The 16,976-nt window shown below is 72.6% G+C and carries 15 protein-coding genes; 5 read left to right on the forward strand and 10 right to left on the reverse strand.

The window, feature by feature from the left end:
• The first annotated feature begins 97 nt into the window (after positions 1–97).
• Both ADEH_RS21310 and ADEH_RS21315 read left to right on the forward strand, forming a co-directional pair.
• Positions 98–1,201, forward strand: a complete 1,104-nt coding sequence (locus ADEH_RS21310; protein ID WP_011423170.1) for a hypothetical protein — start codon at positions 98–100, stop codon at positions 1,199–1,201.
• Positions 1,202–1,242: 41 nt separating this feature from the next.
• Complete coding sequence (locus ADEH_RS21315; RefSeq protein ID WP_041453756.1) at positions 1,243–2,031, forward strand: hypothetical protein; 789 nt, start codon at positions 1,243–1,245, stop codon at positions 2,029–2,031.
• Position 2,032: 1 nt separating this feature from the next.
• Here ADEH_RS21315 and ADEH_RS21320 read toward each other — a convergent pair whose 3' ends face one another.
• Positions 2,033–2,674 carry a hypothetical protein gene (locus ADEH_RS21320; RefSeq protein WP_011423172.1) on the reverse strand — a complete coding sequence of 214 codons (642 nt, stop codon included), beginning with the start codon at positions 2,672–2,674 and terminating at the stop codon, positions 2,033–2,035.
• Positions 2,675–2,867: 193 nt separating this feature from the next.
• On the opposite strand from ADEH_RS21320, the gene ADEH_RS21325 reads away from it, so the two are divergent.
• The 3 genes from ADEH_RS21325 (at position 2,868) to ADEH_RS21335 (ending at position 6,253) form a co-directional block, all read left to right on the forward strand.
• Positions 2,868–4,505 carry an alpha-amylase family glycosyl hydrolase gene (locus ADEH_RS21325; protein WP_011423173.1) on the forward strand — a complete coding sequence of 546 codons (1,638 nt, stop codon included), beginning with the start codon at positions 2,868–2,870 and terminating at the stop codon, positions 4,503–4,505.
• A gap of 454 nt (positions 4,506–4,959) precedes the next feature.
• Entirely contained in the window at positions 4,960–5,964 is a 1,005-nt protein-coding gene (locus ADEH_RS21330; RefSeq protein WP_011423174.1) for an HNH endonuclease, read from the forward strand.
• Positions 5,965–6,025: 61 nt separating this feature from the next.
• Positions 6,026–6,253 carry a hypothetical protein gene (locus ADEH_RS21335; RefSeq protein ID WP_232287370.1) on the forward strand — a complete coding sequence of 76 codons (228 nt, stop codon included), beginning with the start codon at positions 6,026–6,028 and terminating at the stop codon, positions 6,251–6,253.
• 16 nt (positions 6,254–6,269) lie between these two features.
• Here the strand turns inward: ADEH_RS21335 and ADEH_RS21340 are convergent, their stop codons facing one another.
• From ADEH_RS21340 to ADEH_RS21380, 9 genes are all read right to left on the reverse strand, one after another.
• A complete protein-coding gene (locus tag ADEH_RS21340) occupies positions 6,270–7,301 on the reverse strand; it encodes a hypothetical protein (protein ID WP_011423176.1) in 1,032 nt (343 codons plus the stop codon).
• Between the two features lie 131 nt (positions 7,302–7,432).
• Positions 7,433–7,915, reverse strand: a complete 483-nt coding sequence (locus ADEH_RS21345; RefSeq protein WP_011423177.1) for a pullulanase-associated domain-containing protein — start codon at positions 7,913–7,915, stop codon at positions 7,433–7,435.
• 88 nt (positions 7,916–8,003) lie between these two features.
• A complete protein-coding gene (locus tag ADEH_RS21350; protein WP_011423178.1) occupies positions 8,004–9,395 on the reverse strand; it encodes a maltoporin in 1,392 nt (463 codons plus the stop codon).
• Between the two features lie 87 nt (positions 9,396–9,482).
• Positions 9,483–10,286 carry a glucodextranase DOMON-like domain-containing protein gene (locus ADEH_RS21355; protein WP_011423179.1) on the reverse strand — a complete coding sequence of 268 codons (804 nt, stop codon included), beginning with the start codon at positions 10,284–10,286 and terminating at the stop codon, positions 9,483–9,485.
• 38 nt (positions 10,287–10,324) lie between these two features.
• Positions 10,325–11,206, reverse strand: a complete 882-nt coding sequence (locus tag ADEH_RS21360; RefSeq protein WP_041453991.1) for a sugar ABC transporter permease — start codon at positions 11,204–11,206, stop codon at positions 10,325–10,327.
• 5 nt (positions 11,207–11,211) lie between these two features.
• Positions 11,212–12,921, reverse strand: coding sequence for a carbohydrate ABC transporter permease (locus ADEH_RS21365; protein WP_011423181.1), 1,710 nt, complete (start codon positions 12,919–12,921; stop codon positions 11,212–11,214).
• On the reverse strand, positions 12,918–14,120 hold the full coding sequence (locus tag ADEH_RS21370; RefSeq protein WP_011423182.1) for an extracellular solute-binding protein: 1,203 nt from the start codon (positions 14,118–14,120) through the stop codon (positions 12,918–12,920). The genes ADEH_RS21365 and ADEH_RS21370 overlap by 4 nt, the downstream gene beginning before the upstream one ends.
• A 22-nt stretch (positions 14,121–14,142) precedes the next feature.
• Positions 14,143–15,231 (reverse strand): ABC transporter ATP-binding protein, encoded by a 1,089-nt coding sequence (locus ADEH_RS21375; protein WP_011423183.1) that lies wholly within the window; start codon positions 15,229–15,231, stop codon positions 14,143–14,145.
• 138 nt (positions 15,232–15,369) lie between these two features.
• On the reverse strand, positions 15,370–16,971 hold the full coding sequence (locus tag ADEH_RS21380; RefSeq protein ID WP_011423184.1) for an alpha-amylase family glycosyl hydrolase: 1,602 nt from the start codon (positions 16,969–16,971) through the stop codon (positions 15,370–15,372).
• Between the last annotated feature and the right edge of the window lie 5 nt (positions 16,972–16,976).

The raw sequence follows: 16,976 nt of genomic DNA on the forward strand, positions 1-16,976 counted from the left end.
GGGACGCAGCCCCGCACCCCAGCCCCGCATCACCCCTGCGTCCACCCGCGCCGCGGGCGCGCGCACGCGCGCCGCCCGGGGAGAGGAGGTCGAGATCATGAAGCGCGTCACCATCCGGGACCTGCACTGGCTCATCGGGCCCCAGGCCCCCCCTTGCCTGTCGGTGTATCTCACGCTCGACGCCGAGTGGCCGGGCGGGCCGGAGGACTGCCGGCGCCTGAACGCGCTGCTCGAGGAGGCGGGGCGGCGCCTCGCGACGTCGCTCCCGCGCGACGAGGTGAACGCGCTGCTGAAGCCGATGGCCCGCGGGCTCGAGCGCGGGTGGCCCCCGCGCGCCCGCGCGTTGGCGCTGCTGCGCTCGCACGAGGTCAACCTCGCCTTCGAGCTGCCGTTCGAGGTGCCGGCGCTGGCGATCGTGGCGGACGCGTTCCACACCAAGCCGCTCCTGCGCGACGCGGACCGGAGCCGGTTCTTCGTGCTCCGGCTCCTCGGCGGCGGCGGGGCCGAGCTCCTGGAGGGCACGCCCGAGGCGCTCGCCGAGGTGGAGCCGTCCCGCACGCCGCGCGCGCTGCGCGCCGCGCTCGCGGGCGAGCTGCGCGAGGGCGAGGTGGCCGGCCGGCCGCTCCGGCTGGTGGCCGGGGCCGGGCGCGAGGGGGAGGCGCGCCTGCGGCGCCGCTTCCGCGCGCTCGACGACGCGCTCTGCGCGTTCCTCGACGACCGCGGCACGCCGCTCGTGCTGGCCGGCGTGGCGGAGCACCACGCGCCGTTCCGCGCGGTGAGCGCCTACCCGCACCTGCTCGACGACGGGATCGAGGAGGAGGTGGCGGACCTCGAGGCGCTCCACGCCCGCGCGTGGGGCGTGGTGCGCGCGCACCACGAGGAGGTGGAGCAGCTCGCGGCCTCGCAGTTCGTGAGCGCGTCGCTCCGCGGCGAGGCGAGCGATCGCCTGGACGAGATCGCCGCGGCCGCCGCGGACGGGCGCGTGGGCCTGCTCCTCCACCGCGAGGGCGCCCACGTGCCGGGCCGGGTGGACCCGCGCAGCGGCGCCTGCGCGCTCGGGCCCGGGCGCGAGGCGCCGGCCGGCGGCGACGTCATCGACGCGCTCTGCGACCTCACGCTGCTGCGCGGCGGCGACGTGGTCGAGGTGCACCCGAGCCGGATGCCCAGCGACTCGCCCATCGCCGCGGTGTTCTGGAGCTGAGCCGATCGTCCCCACCGATCCCGACCGGACAGGAGGTGCACATGTTCACGGAGCTGCGGCTCGAGCGCAGGCTCGAGCTGCTCGACCTCGAGGAGCGCAGGCTCGTCACCCGCGCGTCCCTGGGCGCGGCCGCCGCCGTGGTGCTCGCGCTCGCCGGCGTGCTGGGAGCCGTGCGGCCGGGCGCGTCCGGCGCGTCGGCCCTCGCGCAGGCGCTCGCCACCGCGCCGCTGCCGCTCGCGGTGGTGGTGGGCGCCTGGGCCTACGGCCAGCGCCGCCGCGCCGGCGACCTCCGCGAGCGCCGGGCCGAGGCGCGCTCGGCGCTGGAGGCGGTCGAGGACGACGACCTGCTCGACGCGCCGGGGCCGGCCGGCCGGGTCTCGCCGGCCGACCTCATCTCCATCGAGCGGCTCATGCGGACGTTCTACGAGTCGGCGTCCGGCGCGCCGTCGGAGAAGCGGTGGGGTCGGTTCACCGCGCTGTTCGCGCCGGGCGCGCGGATCGAGACCGGGCGCGGCGGGCCGTCCGACCCCGGCCTGCCGGTGGACCGCTACGTGGCGCTGGCGCGGCTGGAGGGGCGCGAGGTGTGGCTCCGCGAGGTCGAGCGGACGCTGCACCTGCTCGGCGACGCGGGGGTGGCGCTGAGCGCGTTCGAGGCGCACGAGCCGGACGCCCCGGCGCCGACGCGCGGGGTGAACGTGCTGCGGCTGCGCAAGGCGCGCGGCGCGTGGGAGGTGGAGGGGGTCACCTCGCGGCCGCTGGAGCGCGCCGTCACGCTCCGGCGCACGCTCGCGCCGTCGTCCGGCCCGCGGCCGCCGCCGCGCGCCGCGTGACTCACCCGACGCCCCACGGCGCGGAGAGCCCGCCGGTGGCCTCCAGCCAGTCCGCCACCCGGTCGGCCGCGCCGGCCACGTCGCCGTCGGTGACGTCCAGCTCGAGCCAGGGCAGCGACGACTCGCGCACCAGGCGGCGGAACAGGTCCTGCTCGCGCACGAACGCGTCGAGGTCGTCGTACTGCGAGGGCTTGCCGGAGATCTTCAGCCGCTCGGCGCGCGCGGCCGCGAAGGTCTCCGGCCGGCGCGTGCAGAGCACGTGGCGGAAGCCGAGCACGCGCAGGCGCGGGTCGAGCCAGGAGAAGTCCGGGTCGCGGCGGCCGGCCTGGAGCTGGTACGCGCGGGTGGAGACGTGGAAGCGGTCCACGATCCACGAGTAGTACCGGTTCAGCTCGAACAGGCGCGCCCAGGTGGCGTACGTCTCCATCGCCTGCGCCTCCTCCTCCGGCGCGTAGTTGATGGGCCCGCGGCCCCAGGGCACGTCGGTGAACGCGCACCACTCCGCCGACACGAGCGGCGAGTGGTACCGGTACCTGCGCGGCCCCACGATGCGCGGGTGCTCGTTCAGCGCGAACGCGAGGTCGGTCTTGTGCGTGAGGCGGGTGCCCTCGAGGATGATCTTCGGCGTGAGCTTCGCGCCCATGCGGCCTCCTTGCGGCGCCGAGGATAGCGCCGTCCTCGCCCGCGCCCGCCCGCCGCGTGGGGCGTCCGCCGCGCTCCCCCGCGCGCGGGGCGCCCCGCCCCGCCGGCGCGCCTGCGCCCTTTTCGACCGCAGGTGATCGCCGCGCGGCGCGCTACAGTCTCCGCTCCGGCGCCCTGGCGCCCCCGGAGGCCGCATGACCCCGTCCCGCCGCCCCGCCGCGCTCCTCGCCGTCGCCCTCGCCGTCGCCCTCGCCGCGCTCGCCTGCGCGCATGCGCCCGCCGGCCCCCCGGCCGCCGGCGGCGCGCGGGCGGCCTCCGCACCGGCGGCGCCCTGGTGGAAGGGCGCGGTCTTCTACGAGGTGTTCGTGCGCAGCTTCGCGGACTCCGACGGCGACGGGAAGGGCGACCTCCGCGGCCTCACCGCGAAGCTCGACTACCTGAACGACGGCGACCCGGCCACCTCCACCGACCTCGGCGTGGACGCGCTCTGGCTCATGCCGGTGTTCGCCTCGCCGAGCTACCACGGCTACGACGTCACCGATTACCTGAAGGTCAACCCCGACTACGGCACCGAGGCCGACCTCGACCGGCTCGTCGCCGAGGCGCACCGGCGCGGCGTCCGCGTGGTCCTCGACCTCGTCCTCAACCACACCTCCGACCAGCACCCCTGGTTCCGCGAGTCGGCGTCGTCGCGCACCTCGCCGCGCCGCGACTGGTACGTGTGGCGCCAGGACGACCCGGGCTGGACGCAGCCGTGGAACCCGGCGCAGGGCACCTGGTACCGCCGCGGCGGCGAGTGGTACTACGCCGTCTTCTGGAGCGGGATGCCGGACCTGAACTACCGGAACCCGGCGGTGCGCGAGGAGGCGAAGCGGATCGCGGCGCGCTGGCTGGCGAAGGGCGTGGACGGGTTCCGCCTGGACGCCATCCGCCACCTCATCGAGACCGGCCCGGGGGCGGGCCAGTCCGGCTCGGCGGAGAACCACGTGTTCCTGCGCGAGTTCGCGGCGGCGGTTTGGGCCGCGAAGCCGGACGCGGTGCTGGTGGGCGAGGTCTGGTCGGAGACCGACGACATCGCCCGCTACTACGGGGACGGGAAGGACGAGTTGCAGCTCCTGTTCGACTTCCCGCTCGCGAAGGCGATCGTGGAGGGGGTGGACGCGGGCGACGGCGGCTTCACCGCGCACGTGCTCCGCGAGGTCGCCGCGGCCTACCCGCCGGGCGCGGTGGACGCCCCGTTCCTCACCAACCACGACCAGTTCCGGGTCGCGACGCAGCTCGCGAACGACGCCGGGAAGCTCCGGCTCGCGGCGGCCATCCTGCTCACGCTGCCGGGCGCGCCGTTCGTCTACTACGGCGAGGAGCTGGGGATGCAGAACGGCCCCGGCCGCGAGGACGAGTGGAAGCGGACGCCCATGCCCTGGGACCGCTCGGAGCACGGCGGCTTCACCACCGGTGACCCGTGGATGCCGCTCGCGCCGGGGCACGAGAGCGCCAACGTGGCCGCGGAGGCGGGCGATCCGGCGTCGCTGCTGTCGAGGTACCGGGCGCTGGTCCGGGCGCGGAGGGCGTCGGCGGCGCTGTCGCGCGGGGATGCGGTGCCGCTGTCCACGCCGGGGGCGGCGCTCGCGTACGTGCGGCGGGCCGAGGGGGAGACGGTGCTGGTGGTGCACAACATGGGCGCCGCGCCGCTCGAGCTGGGCGGGCTGGAGGCGCCGGGGGCGGCGGCGGAGGCGGTGTTCGTGGATGCGGGGGCCGTGGCGGTGCGGGAGGCGGGTGGGTGGCGGGTCGTGCTGCCGCCGCGGGCCTCCGGGGTTTGGAGGGTGAGGTAGGGGGGCGCGGGCTGTGCTGGCGCGGCGGGCTCGGAAGCGGAGCTGGAGGTCGGGCAGCGGGCTTGCGGGACGGGCCTCGCTGGCCGGAACCGGCGCGGCGCGATCGGCTTGCGAGAGGCCTGCGGGCGAGGCGGGCTGGCGTTCGGTGGCCGCGGCCCGGGCTTCTCCGCTCATGGTGAGCGCCGTCGAACCATGAGCGAGATGCTGGTGGGGCGTCACCGTGCGTGATTGCTTGCAGCCCAACTGAGACGATCGTCGCGCTTGACTCGACTTTACTGTCGGAGAACGCGCGCGGCGCTGCTGCGCTGGGATGGGCGCCCTGGCGTCGCAGCGGCGGGCATGGCGTGCGCACCGACCGTGCGAGCCTGTCGGCGGAGGCGCCCTCGCGTTCTCGCGCCTGGCGCCGAATGCGTGCGTCCTGCGACGACCCGGAAACGCGTGAGACAGTGTCGGCATGGACACTGCGCGTGAACTCTCGGATCGGCTGGCCACCCTGCTCCGGCGTGAGCGCTCGGCGCTCGCGGAGTTCCTGGTCGCGCTCGCGGGCTTCGATGCGCGGCGCGCGTGGGCGGAGCTGGGGTACGCCTCGCTCTTCCACTACCTGCACCGGGAGCTCGGGCTGTCGAAGGGCTCGGCGCAGTACCGGAAGGTCGCGGCGGAGCTGATCCAGGCGGTCCCGGCGGTCGTCGAGCCGCTGCGGGACGGGCGGCTGTGCTTCACGACGATCATCGAGGTGGCGCGGGTCGTCACGGCGGAGAACTGGGCGGCGGTGCTGCCTCGGTTCTACGGGCTGTCGCGACACGAGGCGGCGGAGGTCGTCGCGGCGCTCGCGCCGCACCCGGCACCGCCGGTGCGGACGGTGCTCACGGCGGTGCCTCGGGCGCCGGCTGGTTCAACTGTTGAACTGAATGTCCCTGCCGTGATGTCTGGTTCAACTGTTGAACCGGTCGCTCCGGCACCGGGGTCGTCCCGCTCGGCGGCGCTCACGCCGCTCACGGCGGACCTTCAGCGGCTCCACGTCACGGTAAGTGAACGTTTCAGGCGCAAGCTGGAGCGGCTCCGCGATCTTCGCCCGGACCTCTCCGACGACGCGCTGCTCGAGGCGGCGGTGGACCTCCTCCTCGCCAAGGCGGAGAAGCGGAAGGGCGCGCTCACGGAGCGGCCTCGGGCGTCGGTCCGGCCTTCCCGCGATCCGCGTCACATCCCGGCCCATGTTCGCCGCGAGGTCTGGGAGCGGGACCGGGGGTGCTGCCAGTGGCGGCTCGCGAACGGCGAGATCTGCGGCTCCACGCACGCGCTTCAGCTCGACCACGTCGTGCCGCGGGCGCGGGGCGGGGAGCCCACCGCGGGCAACCTACGCGTGCTCTGCGCGGCGCACAACCTCGAGGCGGCGCGGCGGGTGTTCGGCGACGCGCTGATCGACGCGTACGCGCCGGGACGGCGCGTCGGCTCAAGCTGAGGCCGCGCCTCGGTGGACACCACGGGCCTCGCGTGCTGTCATGCCGGCCGCCATGGGTGGCATGGGTCGCACCGAGCTGTTCCTCGTCGTCCTGCTCGCGCTCGCCGTCGTCGGCGTGGCGTGGTTCCTGCGCACGGGCGCCTGGAAGCGCGGGCGGATCGGGATCGTCGCGGCGGGGCTGCTGGTGGGGCTGCTGCTGCTCACCCGCCGCGTGGGCTGGGGCGAGCTGGCGGTGGTGCTCGTGCTCGCAGGAATCCCGTTCTTCCTGCTGGCGCCGCGGCGACGCTGACGCCTCGGCCGGCGGCCTACCGGCCGGTGCAGGTACCGGAGGGTGACGCGAGCATCATCGGCTTGCCGGAGATCCGGTCCAGGAACATCTGGTAGCCGCTGGAGCAGCCGCGCGAGTACCCGAGGTACGCGCCGGGGTACTGAGGCGAGCAGGTCGCGTCGGCCTGCACGCCGTACTGCAGCACGAAGGTTTCGCCCTTCGCGAGCGGGACCGCGGTCTCGGCCAGCACCTCGAACGCCTCGGGATCCTCGCACGGGGCCCAGTGGTACCGCACGCCCGTTCGCTGACCGTCGATCAGGACCCCGGGCTCGAGGAACCGGTATCGGTCGGAGATCGGCGGCCCGGCGACGCGCTCGTCGAACGCCACGATCTCCGCACGGCCATCTGCACCGAGTCCGGCGAGATAGGCGTCGAGCCAGTCCGTTCCCGAGCCGCCGCCTTCCTGAAGCGTGCGCACCAGGATCGAGATCCCCTGGTAGACGCCGCGCATCCTCTCAGGCCCCGATCCGAGCGACCAGTGCACGGTCCTCGCACCCGAGGCGTCCGTCTCGAGGGTCGCCACGGCGTTCATCCACAGCTCGATGGTATCCCTTCCAGGATCCGAGACGTCCACGGGCTCGAGCTCCAGGCCCAGGGTGATGACCCGGTGGGTCCGAAGCACGCTGCCCGTGACGCGCTCCAGTCCGGCGCCCGGGTCCACGGTGCCCACGCGCGCCACCTGCTCGTGGCCGTCGAGGGGCCGGACCACGGCGCGGACGTTCGTCCCCTCGCTCGTGTCGGAGTAGCGGTCCAGCAAGGGGATCCAGGCATGCCCGGTGATGAAGAAGCTGCTCGCGCCGAACGGCTGGTAGCTGACGTCGGTCACCACGTACGGCAGGGACACCGTCTGCGTGTCCACGATCTCCCACTCGGCGCAGCCGCAGGACCCGCCGCTTCGCTCGGCGCGAAGGCAGCCGGTGGGGGCCTCGCAGTCGGCCTGACCGCAGCCTGAAAGCACGGCCGGGACGACGGCGAGCAGCGCGACGGCGAGGATCGGGAGCGTGCGCATCGTGGCACCTTTCGAGGCGGGGCGTGCCCGCACCGATGGAGAAGATACCGCGCCAGCACGATCCGTGAGAACACCCAAAGAGAAACGGCCGGGTCCCCCCGGCCGTTCCCCTGCGTCGTTCCGTCGCGCGGCTACTTCTTCATCGCCTTCTCGGCGTCCGCCTTCGACGTGTAGACCTTGCAGTCGCCGGAGACGACCCAGGCCTCCTTGGAGTCCTTGATCATCCAGAACATGTCCTTGTTGCACTGATCCTTCTTGTCGCCCTTGTGGATGATGTAGTTCACCCGGCCGTTCTCGTACTCGCTCGCCGGGATCGTCCAGAAAACGCCGAAGTCGTCCTTGCCGCTCGGCTGCATGGGCTTGAACCAGGTCACGCCCTTCAGCGGACGGTCCGACATCTGCTTCGCCGCCCACTCGTCGGACGCCTCCGACTTCGCCTGGAAGCTCTCCCAGGTGTGGAGCGCCCAGCCGTCGTAGCTGCCGTCGGCGCGGTGGTAGTGGAGCGTGACGTTGTCACCCGCGGCCGCCGCCTTCTCCTCGGCCGCCGCCGGCCCCGCGAACCCCATCACGGCGGCGATCAGGCCGGCCGCGAGCATTTCGACGATACGCTTCATGACGGTTCCCTCCTGCACTGTCTGTAATCGGCGAGGCCGCCGAGGCCGGGGGAAGCTGCCCCCCGGCCCCGCCGGTGATGCGCCTCGGCTAGAACCAGGTCTCCACCTGGGCGCCGAAGGTGAGGCCGTGCCGCTGGTCGCCGTAGACCGACGCCGGCCCGTTGCCGTTCGGGCCTGCGAACCAGACCACGCTGTTGTAGTTCTGCAGGTAGTTCGCCTCCGCCTTGTTCCAGGCGGCGTACGTCGCGAACAGCCGCAGCTCGGGGCGGGTGAAGAAGCTGCCGCCCGGGCTGGGCAGCGGCGCGATGGTCGGGGCGATGGTGAACTTCCAGAGATCGCCGCGGTCCTTGTTGGGCAGGCTGCCCTGGTTCTTCGGCTTGAAGCTCTGGTAGCCGACCTCGGCCTGGAGCTTGAAGTAGTCCATCACGTTCCACACCGGCCGGACGCCGGCGGAGAGCGAGCGGAAGCTGTTGTACATGTCCTCGCCGCCGTACTGCATGCTCGAGTCCTCGTACACGACGGCGAGCATGCCCGAGAACCGATCGTTCGGCTGGGCGACGAGCTGCTCCACGATGCGCCAGTGCTTCGCGTCCTTGGTGTTCTGCGGCTCGGGCATGCGCGACAGCGGCGCGATCGTGCCCTGGCCCCACTGGAACGCGAGCTTGTTGAAGCCGCCCAGCAGGCCGGACTGCACGTGCTGCACGGTCACCATGGGGCTGACGTGCTGCGAGTCGGCCTGGCTGCCGATGGCGGTGTTCTGCCCGCTCATGATGTTGAGGTCGAGGCCGACCTCGAGGCTGCCGCCGCCGAAGAACGGGATGCCGTACACGCGGATGTCGGGGCGCCACACCGAGAGCTTGTCGTTGCCGGTGTAGCCGGTGCCCCAGCCGCCCTTGCTCTGGAACACGGAGACCGCGAGCTTGGCGAAGCCGGCGAGGTCGATGTCCTCGACGCCGGCGCCGGGGCCGGAGGGATCCCAGTAGTAGAAGTCGAGGATGTGGAGGTCGTTGCGGTGGAAGTACCGGCTGCCAGCCCACACGCTCGCGCCGCCCAGGAACGGGATGCCGGTCGCCTGGACGTAGTTCTGGCGGAGCAGGAAGTCGGTGCCGGGGACGCGGCGCGCCGCCGGGAACCAGTTGCCGTCGTTGTCCGGGATCCACTTGTCGACGCCGTTCAGGTACTCGGCGTCGCGCATGCCGCCGGTCTTGTAGGCGAGCATGCCGACGTAGCTGAACTGCACCCCGCTGCGGTCCTTGTACAGCACCTGCGAGAACTCGAGCTCGCCGTAGGTCTCGCACTCGTTGCCGAGGCGGAACTTGTAGTTGAGCGGCGCGGTGCCGAAGCACACCTGGTTGCCGCTCTTTTCGTTGCCGCCGATGCCGCTGCGCAGGTACCCGTGAAGCTCGAGGGCCTGCGCCGGGATCGCCGTGAAGGCGATCGCCGCCGCGAGGATGCCGACCAACGTCTTTCTGGCGTTCATGTGATCTCCCTGTGATGCTCCCGTGCTGCTCCAGCGGGCCGTGCCGGCCCCGCCCTCCTCCCACACTCGTTCGCCGCCCCTCCCCCGCTACTTGCGGACCATCTTCAGCGTGGCCGGCTTCTTGACGGTGCCGTCCGGGTTGCACTCGTAGGCGAGCATCTCGTGCTGCGCCGCGATCTCCGACTTGTCGCCCACCGCCTTGCCGGCGAGCACGTCCATCACGTGCGGATCGCAGTCGGTGTCGGTGCCGCCGCCGAAGCGGTGCTGGCCCTCGTACTCGTTCACCTTGCGGGTGAGCAGGTCGGTCTTGTCCGGGAAGCCCTCGTTCGACTGCATCAGCACCTGGTAGCCCCACTTCGCGATCGAGCCCTCGCCCAGGTCCTTCTTGCTCACCGTGCCGGTGATGGTGCGCCCCTTCCCGATGGTCTCGTCGGGCACCACGATCGCGGCGAGCAGGTCGGCCGCCTTCTGCTTCGCCTCCGAGCGCACGCGCCCCGCCGGCTGCGGCGAGAGGATCACCACCTTGTTCCAGGCGGAGTCCTTGGCGAACACGACGTTCGTGCCGGGGATCCCCTTGGTGAAGCTCGGGCCCTTGCCGGTCTGGATGTGGATGATCGCCATCTGCACCGAGAAGTTCGCCGGCGCCGGCATGCCCCACGGGTCCTCGAGGTCGGAGTTCACCGTGATCTCGAAGGTGACCTTGTCGCCCTTCTCGGTGACCTTGAGTTGCGTGAGGTCGAACGAGCCGGCCTTGTACACGGGGTCGGTCGGGTAGACGTACTTGCCGGGCCCGTTGTCGTCGCCGACCGGATCCTTGAACACGACCTCCTGCGCCGCGGCGGTGGTGGCCGCGATCGCGGCGAGCGCTGCCAGCACGAGACGGTGAATCATGGTTCGACTCCTCCCAGTGCCGCGGGACGCGGCGTGGTTCAGCCCTTCACGCTGCCGGCGGTGAGGCCGGACACGAGGTACTTCTGGAGGTACAGGAACAGCACCACGACCGGGATCGACACGATGATCGAGCCGGCCGCGAAGTACCCCCACTGCTGCGAGAACCCGCCGACGAAGAAGCGCAGGCCGACGGGGGCCGTGTACATGTCCTCCTTGTCCATGAACGTCGCCGCGAGGATGAACTCGTTCCACGCGGTCATGAACGAGAACAGCGCGGTGATGGCGATGGCCGGCTTCGCGAGCGGCACCACCACCACCCAGAAGACGCGCGCCGGGCCGGCGCCCTCGATGATGGCCGCCTCCTCCAGCTCGCGCGGGATGGTGTCGAAGTAGCCCTTCAGCATCCACACGCAGAACGGGATGGCGGTGGTGGCGTAGGTGAGCACCAGGCCGATGCGCGTCGAGCCGAGCCCCAGCCACTTCACGATGATGATGTAGAGCGGGATGAGCATCAGCGTGCCGGGGAACATCTGCGACACGAGGAACGACATCATCCCGGTGCGCCGCCCGGGGAAGCGGAAGCGCGAGAACGCGTAGGCGGCGGTGGACGCCAGGAACACGCCCAGCACGGTGGTCGCGGCGGACACGATCACGCTGTTCAGCATCCAGCGGCCGAACGGCTGGTCGCGGAACACCGCGGTGAAGTTCGCGGCGCTGAAGCGCTCGGGCCACGGGACCACGGCGCGCAGCAGGTCGAGCTTGCCCGGGTCCGCCGGGAGCGAGGCGAGCGCCAGGCTCTGCCCGCCGGAGAGCGCGATGCTGATGACCCAGAGCAGCGGGTAGACGGTGACGAGCACCATCAGCACCAGCACGGCGTGCAGGATCCAGTGCGGGATCCGCTCCTCGCGGCGCGACGCCATCGCCATCAGATCCCCTCCGTGGCGCGCGTGACCCGGTTCTGGAACACGCCGTAGGCGAGCAGGATGAGGAAGATGACGGTCGAGTACGCGGCCGCGTAGCCGTAGCGGTACTGCTGGAACGCGTACTTGTACGCCTGGGTGATGAGGATCTCGGTGGTGCCGTTCGGCTCGCCGCCCGTGACGAGGAAGATGATGTTGAACATGTTGAAGGTCCACACCACCGAGAGGATCACGGCGGGGACCAGCGCGGGCTTGAGCGACGGGAGCGTGATGGCCTTGAACTGCTGCCAGCGCGTGGCGCCGTCCACCCGCGCCGCCTCGTAGAGGTCGGCCGGGATCGACTGCAGGGCGCCGAGCGAGACCACCATCATGAACGGGAAGGAGAGCCAGCCGTTGGTGGCGAGCGCGGTGAGGTAGGACGTGAACGGCTGGTCGAACCAGGAGAGCGGCTCGAGCCCGAACAGCATCCGCGCGTAGTTCACCACGCCGAACTGCCGGTGGAACATGCCGCGCCAGATGAGCGCGGTGATGTAGTTCGGCATGGCCCAGGGCAGGATGAGGAGCACGCGGTAGATCGGCCGGAACGCCAGCCCCCTCGTGTTGAGGATGAGCGCCAGCACCAGCCCCACGGAGACGCCGATGGCGACGTTCGTGACCGTCCAGATGACGTTGAAGGCGAGCGTCCAGTAGAACGACGGGCTCCCGTCGGGCATGCGGAACGCGAAGGTCCGCAGGATCTCGACGTAGTTCTGCAGCCCCACCCAGATCTCGGTGAGCGGCGCGCTGGTGTTGTAGATGGTCTGCCCGGTGAACGAGAGCACCACCCCGTAGAGGAACGGGAAGAACACCAGCACCAGCATCCCGATCATCGCCGGGACGGCGTACGCGTAGGCGACCCGGTGGCGGCGCAGCGCCGCGCCGGCCCGACCCGCGCCGCCGAGCGCGACGAACAGCAGGAGCGCGAGCCCGAGCGCCGCCGACAGCGCGAGCGCGCGGACGCCCTCGCCGCTGCCGCCCGCGAGGCGCAGCGCCCAGGCCGCGAACCCGCCCACCCCGGCCGCGTAGAGGGCGAGCGCCGCCGCCACCGCCGGGCCGCGCCGGGCCGCGGCGCGGCGGAGCGGCAGGAACGCGAGGAGCGGCAGCGCCACCGCCGCGAGCGCGGCCGGCGCGCCCGGGGGGGCCGGCGGCGGCTTCGCGGGCCGGTCCACCTCCACGGCGCCCACCACCGCGCCGTCCTTCCGCACGGGCGCGCCGAGCGCGTACCGGCCCTCGAGGCGCTCCACCTCCACCTCGGCGCGCGCGAAGCCCTGCTCCGCGTTCTCCATCACGACGCCGCGGAGGCGCTGGGCCTGGTCGTAGGCCCACTTCTCGTCGCGCTGCAGCCGGCGCGGCGCGGCGCGCTCGCCCACGTCGCGCGGGTCGGTCGAGCCCTCGAGCCGCGCGCCGGACACGATCACCAGGCGCGCCACCGTGCCGGCCGGCTGGCCCGCCTGCCAGGCGGTGAGCGCGGCGCGCGCGGCGTCGCCCTCGGCCCCGGCCTGCTCCACCGCCTTCGCGAGCTGCGTGACCGCCCCCACCGCCTCCGCCCTGGCCCGCTCCTCGTACCCGCCGGCCGAGGCCGCGCGCAGCCACGCCCAGGAGAGCGCGACCGCGATCGCGAGGCCGGCGGCGAGGCCCGCGAGCGCGCGGGGCCAGTGGGAGGCGGGCCGGGTCACTTGCTCTTGCGCAGCTTCGCGACGTCCTCGGCGACCTTGGCCTGGGCCTTCGCGAGCGCGGCCTTCGCGTCGCCGCCGCGGGTGATCGAGCCCATGGCGGTGGTCGCGGGGGACCAGACCATCGTCATCTCGGGCAGGTTGGGCATGGGCACCGCCACGTCCACCTGCTTCTTGAACGCGGCCAGCACCGGGTCGGCCGCCACCTTCGCGTCCGCGTAGATCTTCGCGTTGGCGGGGCTCTGCCGGCCGTCGAGCGCCATGATCCGCGCGGCGTCCAGGTCGGTGACGAACTTCACGAAGTCGAACGCGGCGTCCTTGTGCTTGGAGGGCGCGGCCACGTAGACGCCCTCCACCGTGGTCCAGGGGCGCATGGGCTTCCCGCCCGCCTCGGTGAGCGCCGGCAGGGTGGTGACGGCCCAGTCGATGCCAGGGGCGATCTCGCCCAGGAACCAGTTGCCCGAGAACACCATCGCCGCCTTGCCCTCGTTGAACAGCGAGGTGATGAGCGCGGTGGACGGCTCCGCCGGCATGAAGCCCGCCTTGATCCAGGCCTGCAGCAGCTCCGCCGCCTTCACGTTCTCGGGCGCGTCGAGCACCGGCTTGCCGGCGTCGAACACCCGGCCCCCGAACGTGTTCTGGAGGGCCGCGTGGTAGTAGTAGTCGGAGTAGGAGTACGCGAGGCCGAAGCGGCCGGCGGCGCGCTGGGTGAGCTTCTTCGCGAGCGCCTCCAGCTCCGCGCTGGTCCTCGGCGGCGCCTTCACCAGCTTCTTGTTGTAGACGAGCGCGATGCACTTGTAGTTGAGCGGCAGCCCCCACACGCTGCCGCGGTAGGTCATCGCCTCGAGGGTGGAGGGGATGAAGCGCGCCTTCAGCGCGTCGTCCATGAAGAAGTCGATCGACTCGACCGTGTTGCCCGCCTCGATCCAGCCGCCCAGGCGGTCCTGCGCGAAGATGAAGACGTCCGGCCCCTTGCCGCGCGGCACCGCCGCCGAGATCTTGTCGGCGAATGCGTCGTACGGGACCGCCAGCGTGGTCACCTTGTTCGGGTTGCCCGGGCGCGCGTTGTACGCGGCCGCGACCTTCTCGAAGGCGGCCTTCTCGGCGCCGCGGTAGGCGTGCCACACCACCACCTCCGCCGCGGAGGCGAGGCCGGGGAGCAGCAGGGCGGCGAGCAGGGCGAGCAGCGAGCGGTTCCGCATGGTTCTCCTCCTCGCGCCGCCGTCACAGGCGGCGCTGGGTCTCGGCGTCGAACAGGTGCAGGTGGTCCAGCTCGACCTGCACCTCGAGCTGGTCTCCGATTCCGGGGATGGCGTGAGGCGCCTGGCGGAAGACCACCGGGTCCTCGCCGGCGCGGGCGTGCACGATCACCTCGTCCCCGAGCGGCTCGGCGATGTCCACCGTGACCGGGATGCGCGCCGACTCCCCGCGCGGCGTCCGGCCCAGCTCGACCACGTTCTCGGGCCGGATGCCCACCGTCACCGCCGCCCCGTCGCGCGCCGCGGCCGCGGAGCGCAGGGCCGCCGGCACCGGCAGCGAGAAGCCCCCCGCCGCGATCCGCGCGCCGCCGCCCTCCAGCCGCGCCTTGAAGAAGTTCATGGGCGGGCTGCCGATGAAGGCGGCCACGAACAGGTTGGCCGGGCGCTCGTACAGCTCGAGCGGCGCGCCCACCTGCTGGAGCTTGCCGGCGTTGAGCACCGCGATGCGGTTGCCCATGGTCATCGCCTCGACCTGGTCGTGCGTGACGTAGATCGTGGTGACGCCGAGGCGCGCCTGGAGCTTCTTGATCTCCGCGCGCATCTGCACGCGCAGCTTCGCGTCGAGGTTCGAGAGCGGCTCGTCGAACAGGAACACCGACGGCTTGCGCACGATGGCGCGGCCCAGCGCGACGCGCTGGCGCTGCCCGCCGGACAGCTCCTTCGGCTTGCGATGGAGCAGCGCGTCGATGCCGAGCACCTGCGCCGCCTCGGTGACCAGCCGGTCCATCTCGGCCTGCGGCGTCTTGCGGATGCGCAGGCCGAACTCGAGGTTCTCCCGCACGGTCATGTGCGGGTAGAGCGCGTAGCTCTGGAACACCATCGCGATGTCGCGGTCCTTGGGCGGGACGTCGTTCACCACCCGGCCGCCGATGAGGATCTCCCCTCCGGAGACCTCCTCGAGCCCGGCGATCATCCGGAGCGCGGTGGACTTGCCGCAACCGGACGGGCCGACGAGGACCATGAACTCGCCGTCCGCGATCTCGAGGTCCAGCCCCTCGATCACGCGCGTCTCGCCGAACCGCTTCGCGAGATTCCTGAGGACGACCCCCGCCATGCCCCACCTCTCGGCCGCCTCGGCCCAGGCCCGTCCGATGGGCGCCCATGTCTAGACCGCCGCGCTCCGCGTGAGGGTCAGCCAGATGGGGCCTGCGAACAATGCGGCCAATGTACGCAAACCCCCATTTACGCGGGGTTAGCGACGAATCGCCGCGCCGGGTGCTGGCCTCGCCACCACGACGCGGGCGCCGTGACCCGGGAGCTCCAGCGCCACCCCGCCGGCGCCGACCGATATCGCCTCGCCCTCCAGGGCGTCCTCCAGCTCCCGCCCCTCCCAGCCGGCCGGCACGGGGATCCGCAGCGAGAGTGGCGACTTGCCGCGGTTCACCGCGACCAGCACCGCGTCGTCCCCGTCGCGCCGCAGGAAGGCCAGGCCGTCACCGTCGGTGGACACCGGCTCGTGGGTTCCGCGGGACAGGGCGGGGTGGGCGCGACGCAGGGCGATGACCCGTCGGTAGAACGCGCGCATTGCCTCGTCGCGCGGCTTTCCGGCGCCGGGGAGCACGTCCATTTGCCCCCATGGCATGTCGGAACGATTGTCCGGCCACTCGCCGATGGGCCGCGCCACCTCCTCGCCGTAGAAGATCGTCGGGACGCCCAGGGTGGTGAGCTGCAGGAGCGCGGCGAGGCGGAACAGCGCGCGGTCGCCGCCGAGCAGGTGCAGCGCGCCGGGCTGGTCGTGCGAGGAGAGGTAGTGCGCGAGGAGGTGCCCGGGCCGGACCTTGTGGCGCGACGCGAGGTACCGCTCGTAGGCGATGGTGCGGCCGCGCCCGAGCAGCCAGCCCACGGTCGAGCCCTGGAAGCCGAAGTCGAGGCCGGCGTCGAGCGTGTCGGCGGCGAAGTACGGATCGAGGGACTCGCGGTCGCCGCCCCACAGCTCGCCGAGCAGGAAGAACCCCGGGACGAGCTCGGCGCGCACCCGCCGCCGGTGGAGCGCCCAGAAGTCCGGCTCGACGTGCTTCACGGTGTCGAGCCGGAAGCCGTCCACGCCCGAGCGCTTCGCCCAGCCGAACTGGGCGGCGAGCAGGAACTCGCGGACCTCGGGCAGCTCGGTCTTCCAGTCGGGCAGGCCGGCCAGGCAGCTCGTCAGGTCGTCGTCGCCGCAGTCGCCCACCACGTTGTTGCGCAGCCACGGGCGCGTGCGGGGATCGCGCAGGTAGGCGGTGTCGTAGCCGGCGTGGTTGTAGACCACGTCGAGCAGCACGCGGATGCCGCGCGCGTGGCAGGCGTTCACGAAGGCGGCCAGGTCGGCCTCGCTGCCGAAGCGCGGGTCGAGGCGCGACAGGTCGTCCATCCAGTAGCCGTGGTAGGCCCAGTCCGGGAACCCGGCGCCGCTCACGTAGCCGGGGATGTTGCGCACCAGCGGGTTCACCCAGATCGCGGTCACGCCCAGCGCGGCGAGGTCGTCGAGGTGCGCGGTGAGGCCGCGCAGGTCGCCGCCGTGGAACGTGCCCTTGCCGGCGAGGTCCACGTCCTGGTCGTTGCCGCGGTCGCCGTCGGCGAAGCGGTCCACCAGCACGAAGTAGAGGACCTCGTCCTGCCACGGGCGCGGCGGCAGCGGCCGGGGCGGCGCCTCGGCGAGCGCGGCCGCCGCGGCGGCGCCGGCCGGCGGGCCGGAGGGTGCGCGCGGCGCGCAGGCCGCGAGCCCCACGAGCCCGAGGACCGCGCAGGCGGCGAGCGCGACGGTCGCGAGGCGGGGCGCGCTGCGGGCGCGGCGGAGACCGGGCATGAGCGGCATGGCGG

This window comes from Anaeromyxobacter dehalogenans 2CP-C, from assembly GCF_000013385.1.
GTDB classification, from domain to species: Bacteria; Myxococcota; Myxococcia; order Myxococcales; family Anaeromyxobacteraceae; genus Anaeromyxobacter; species Anaeromyxobacter dehalogenans_B.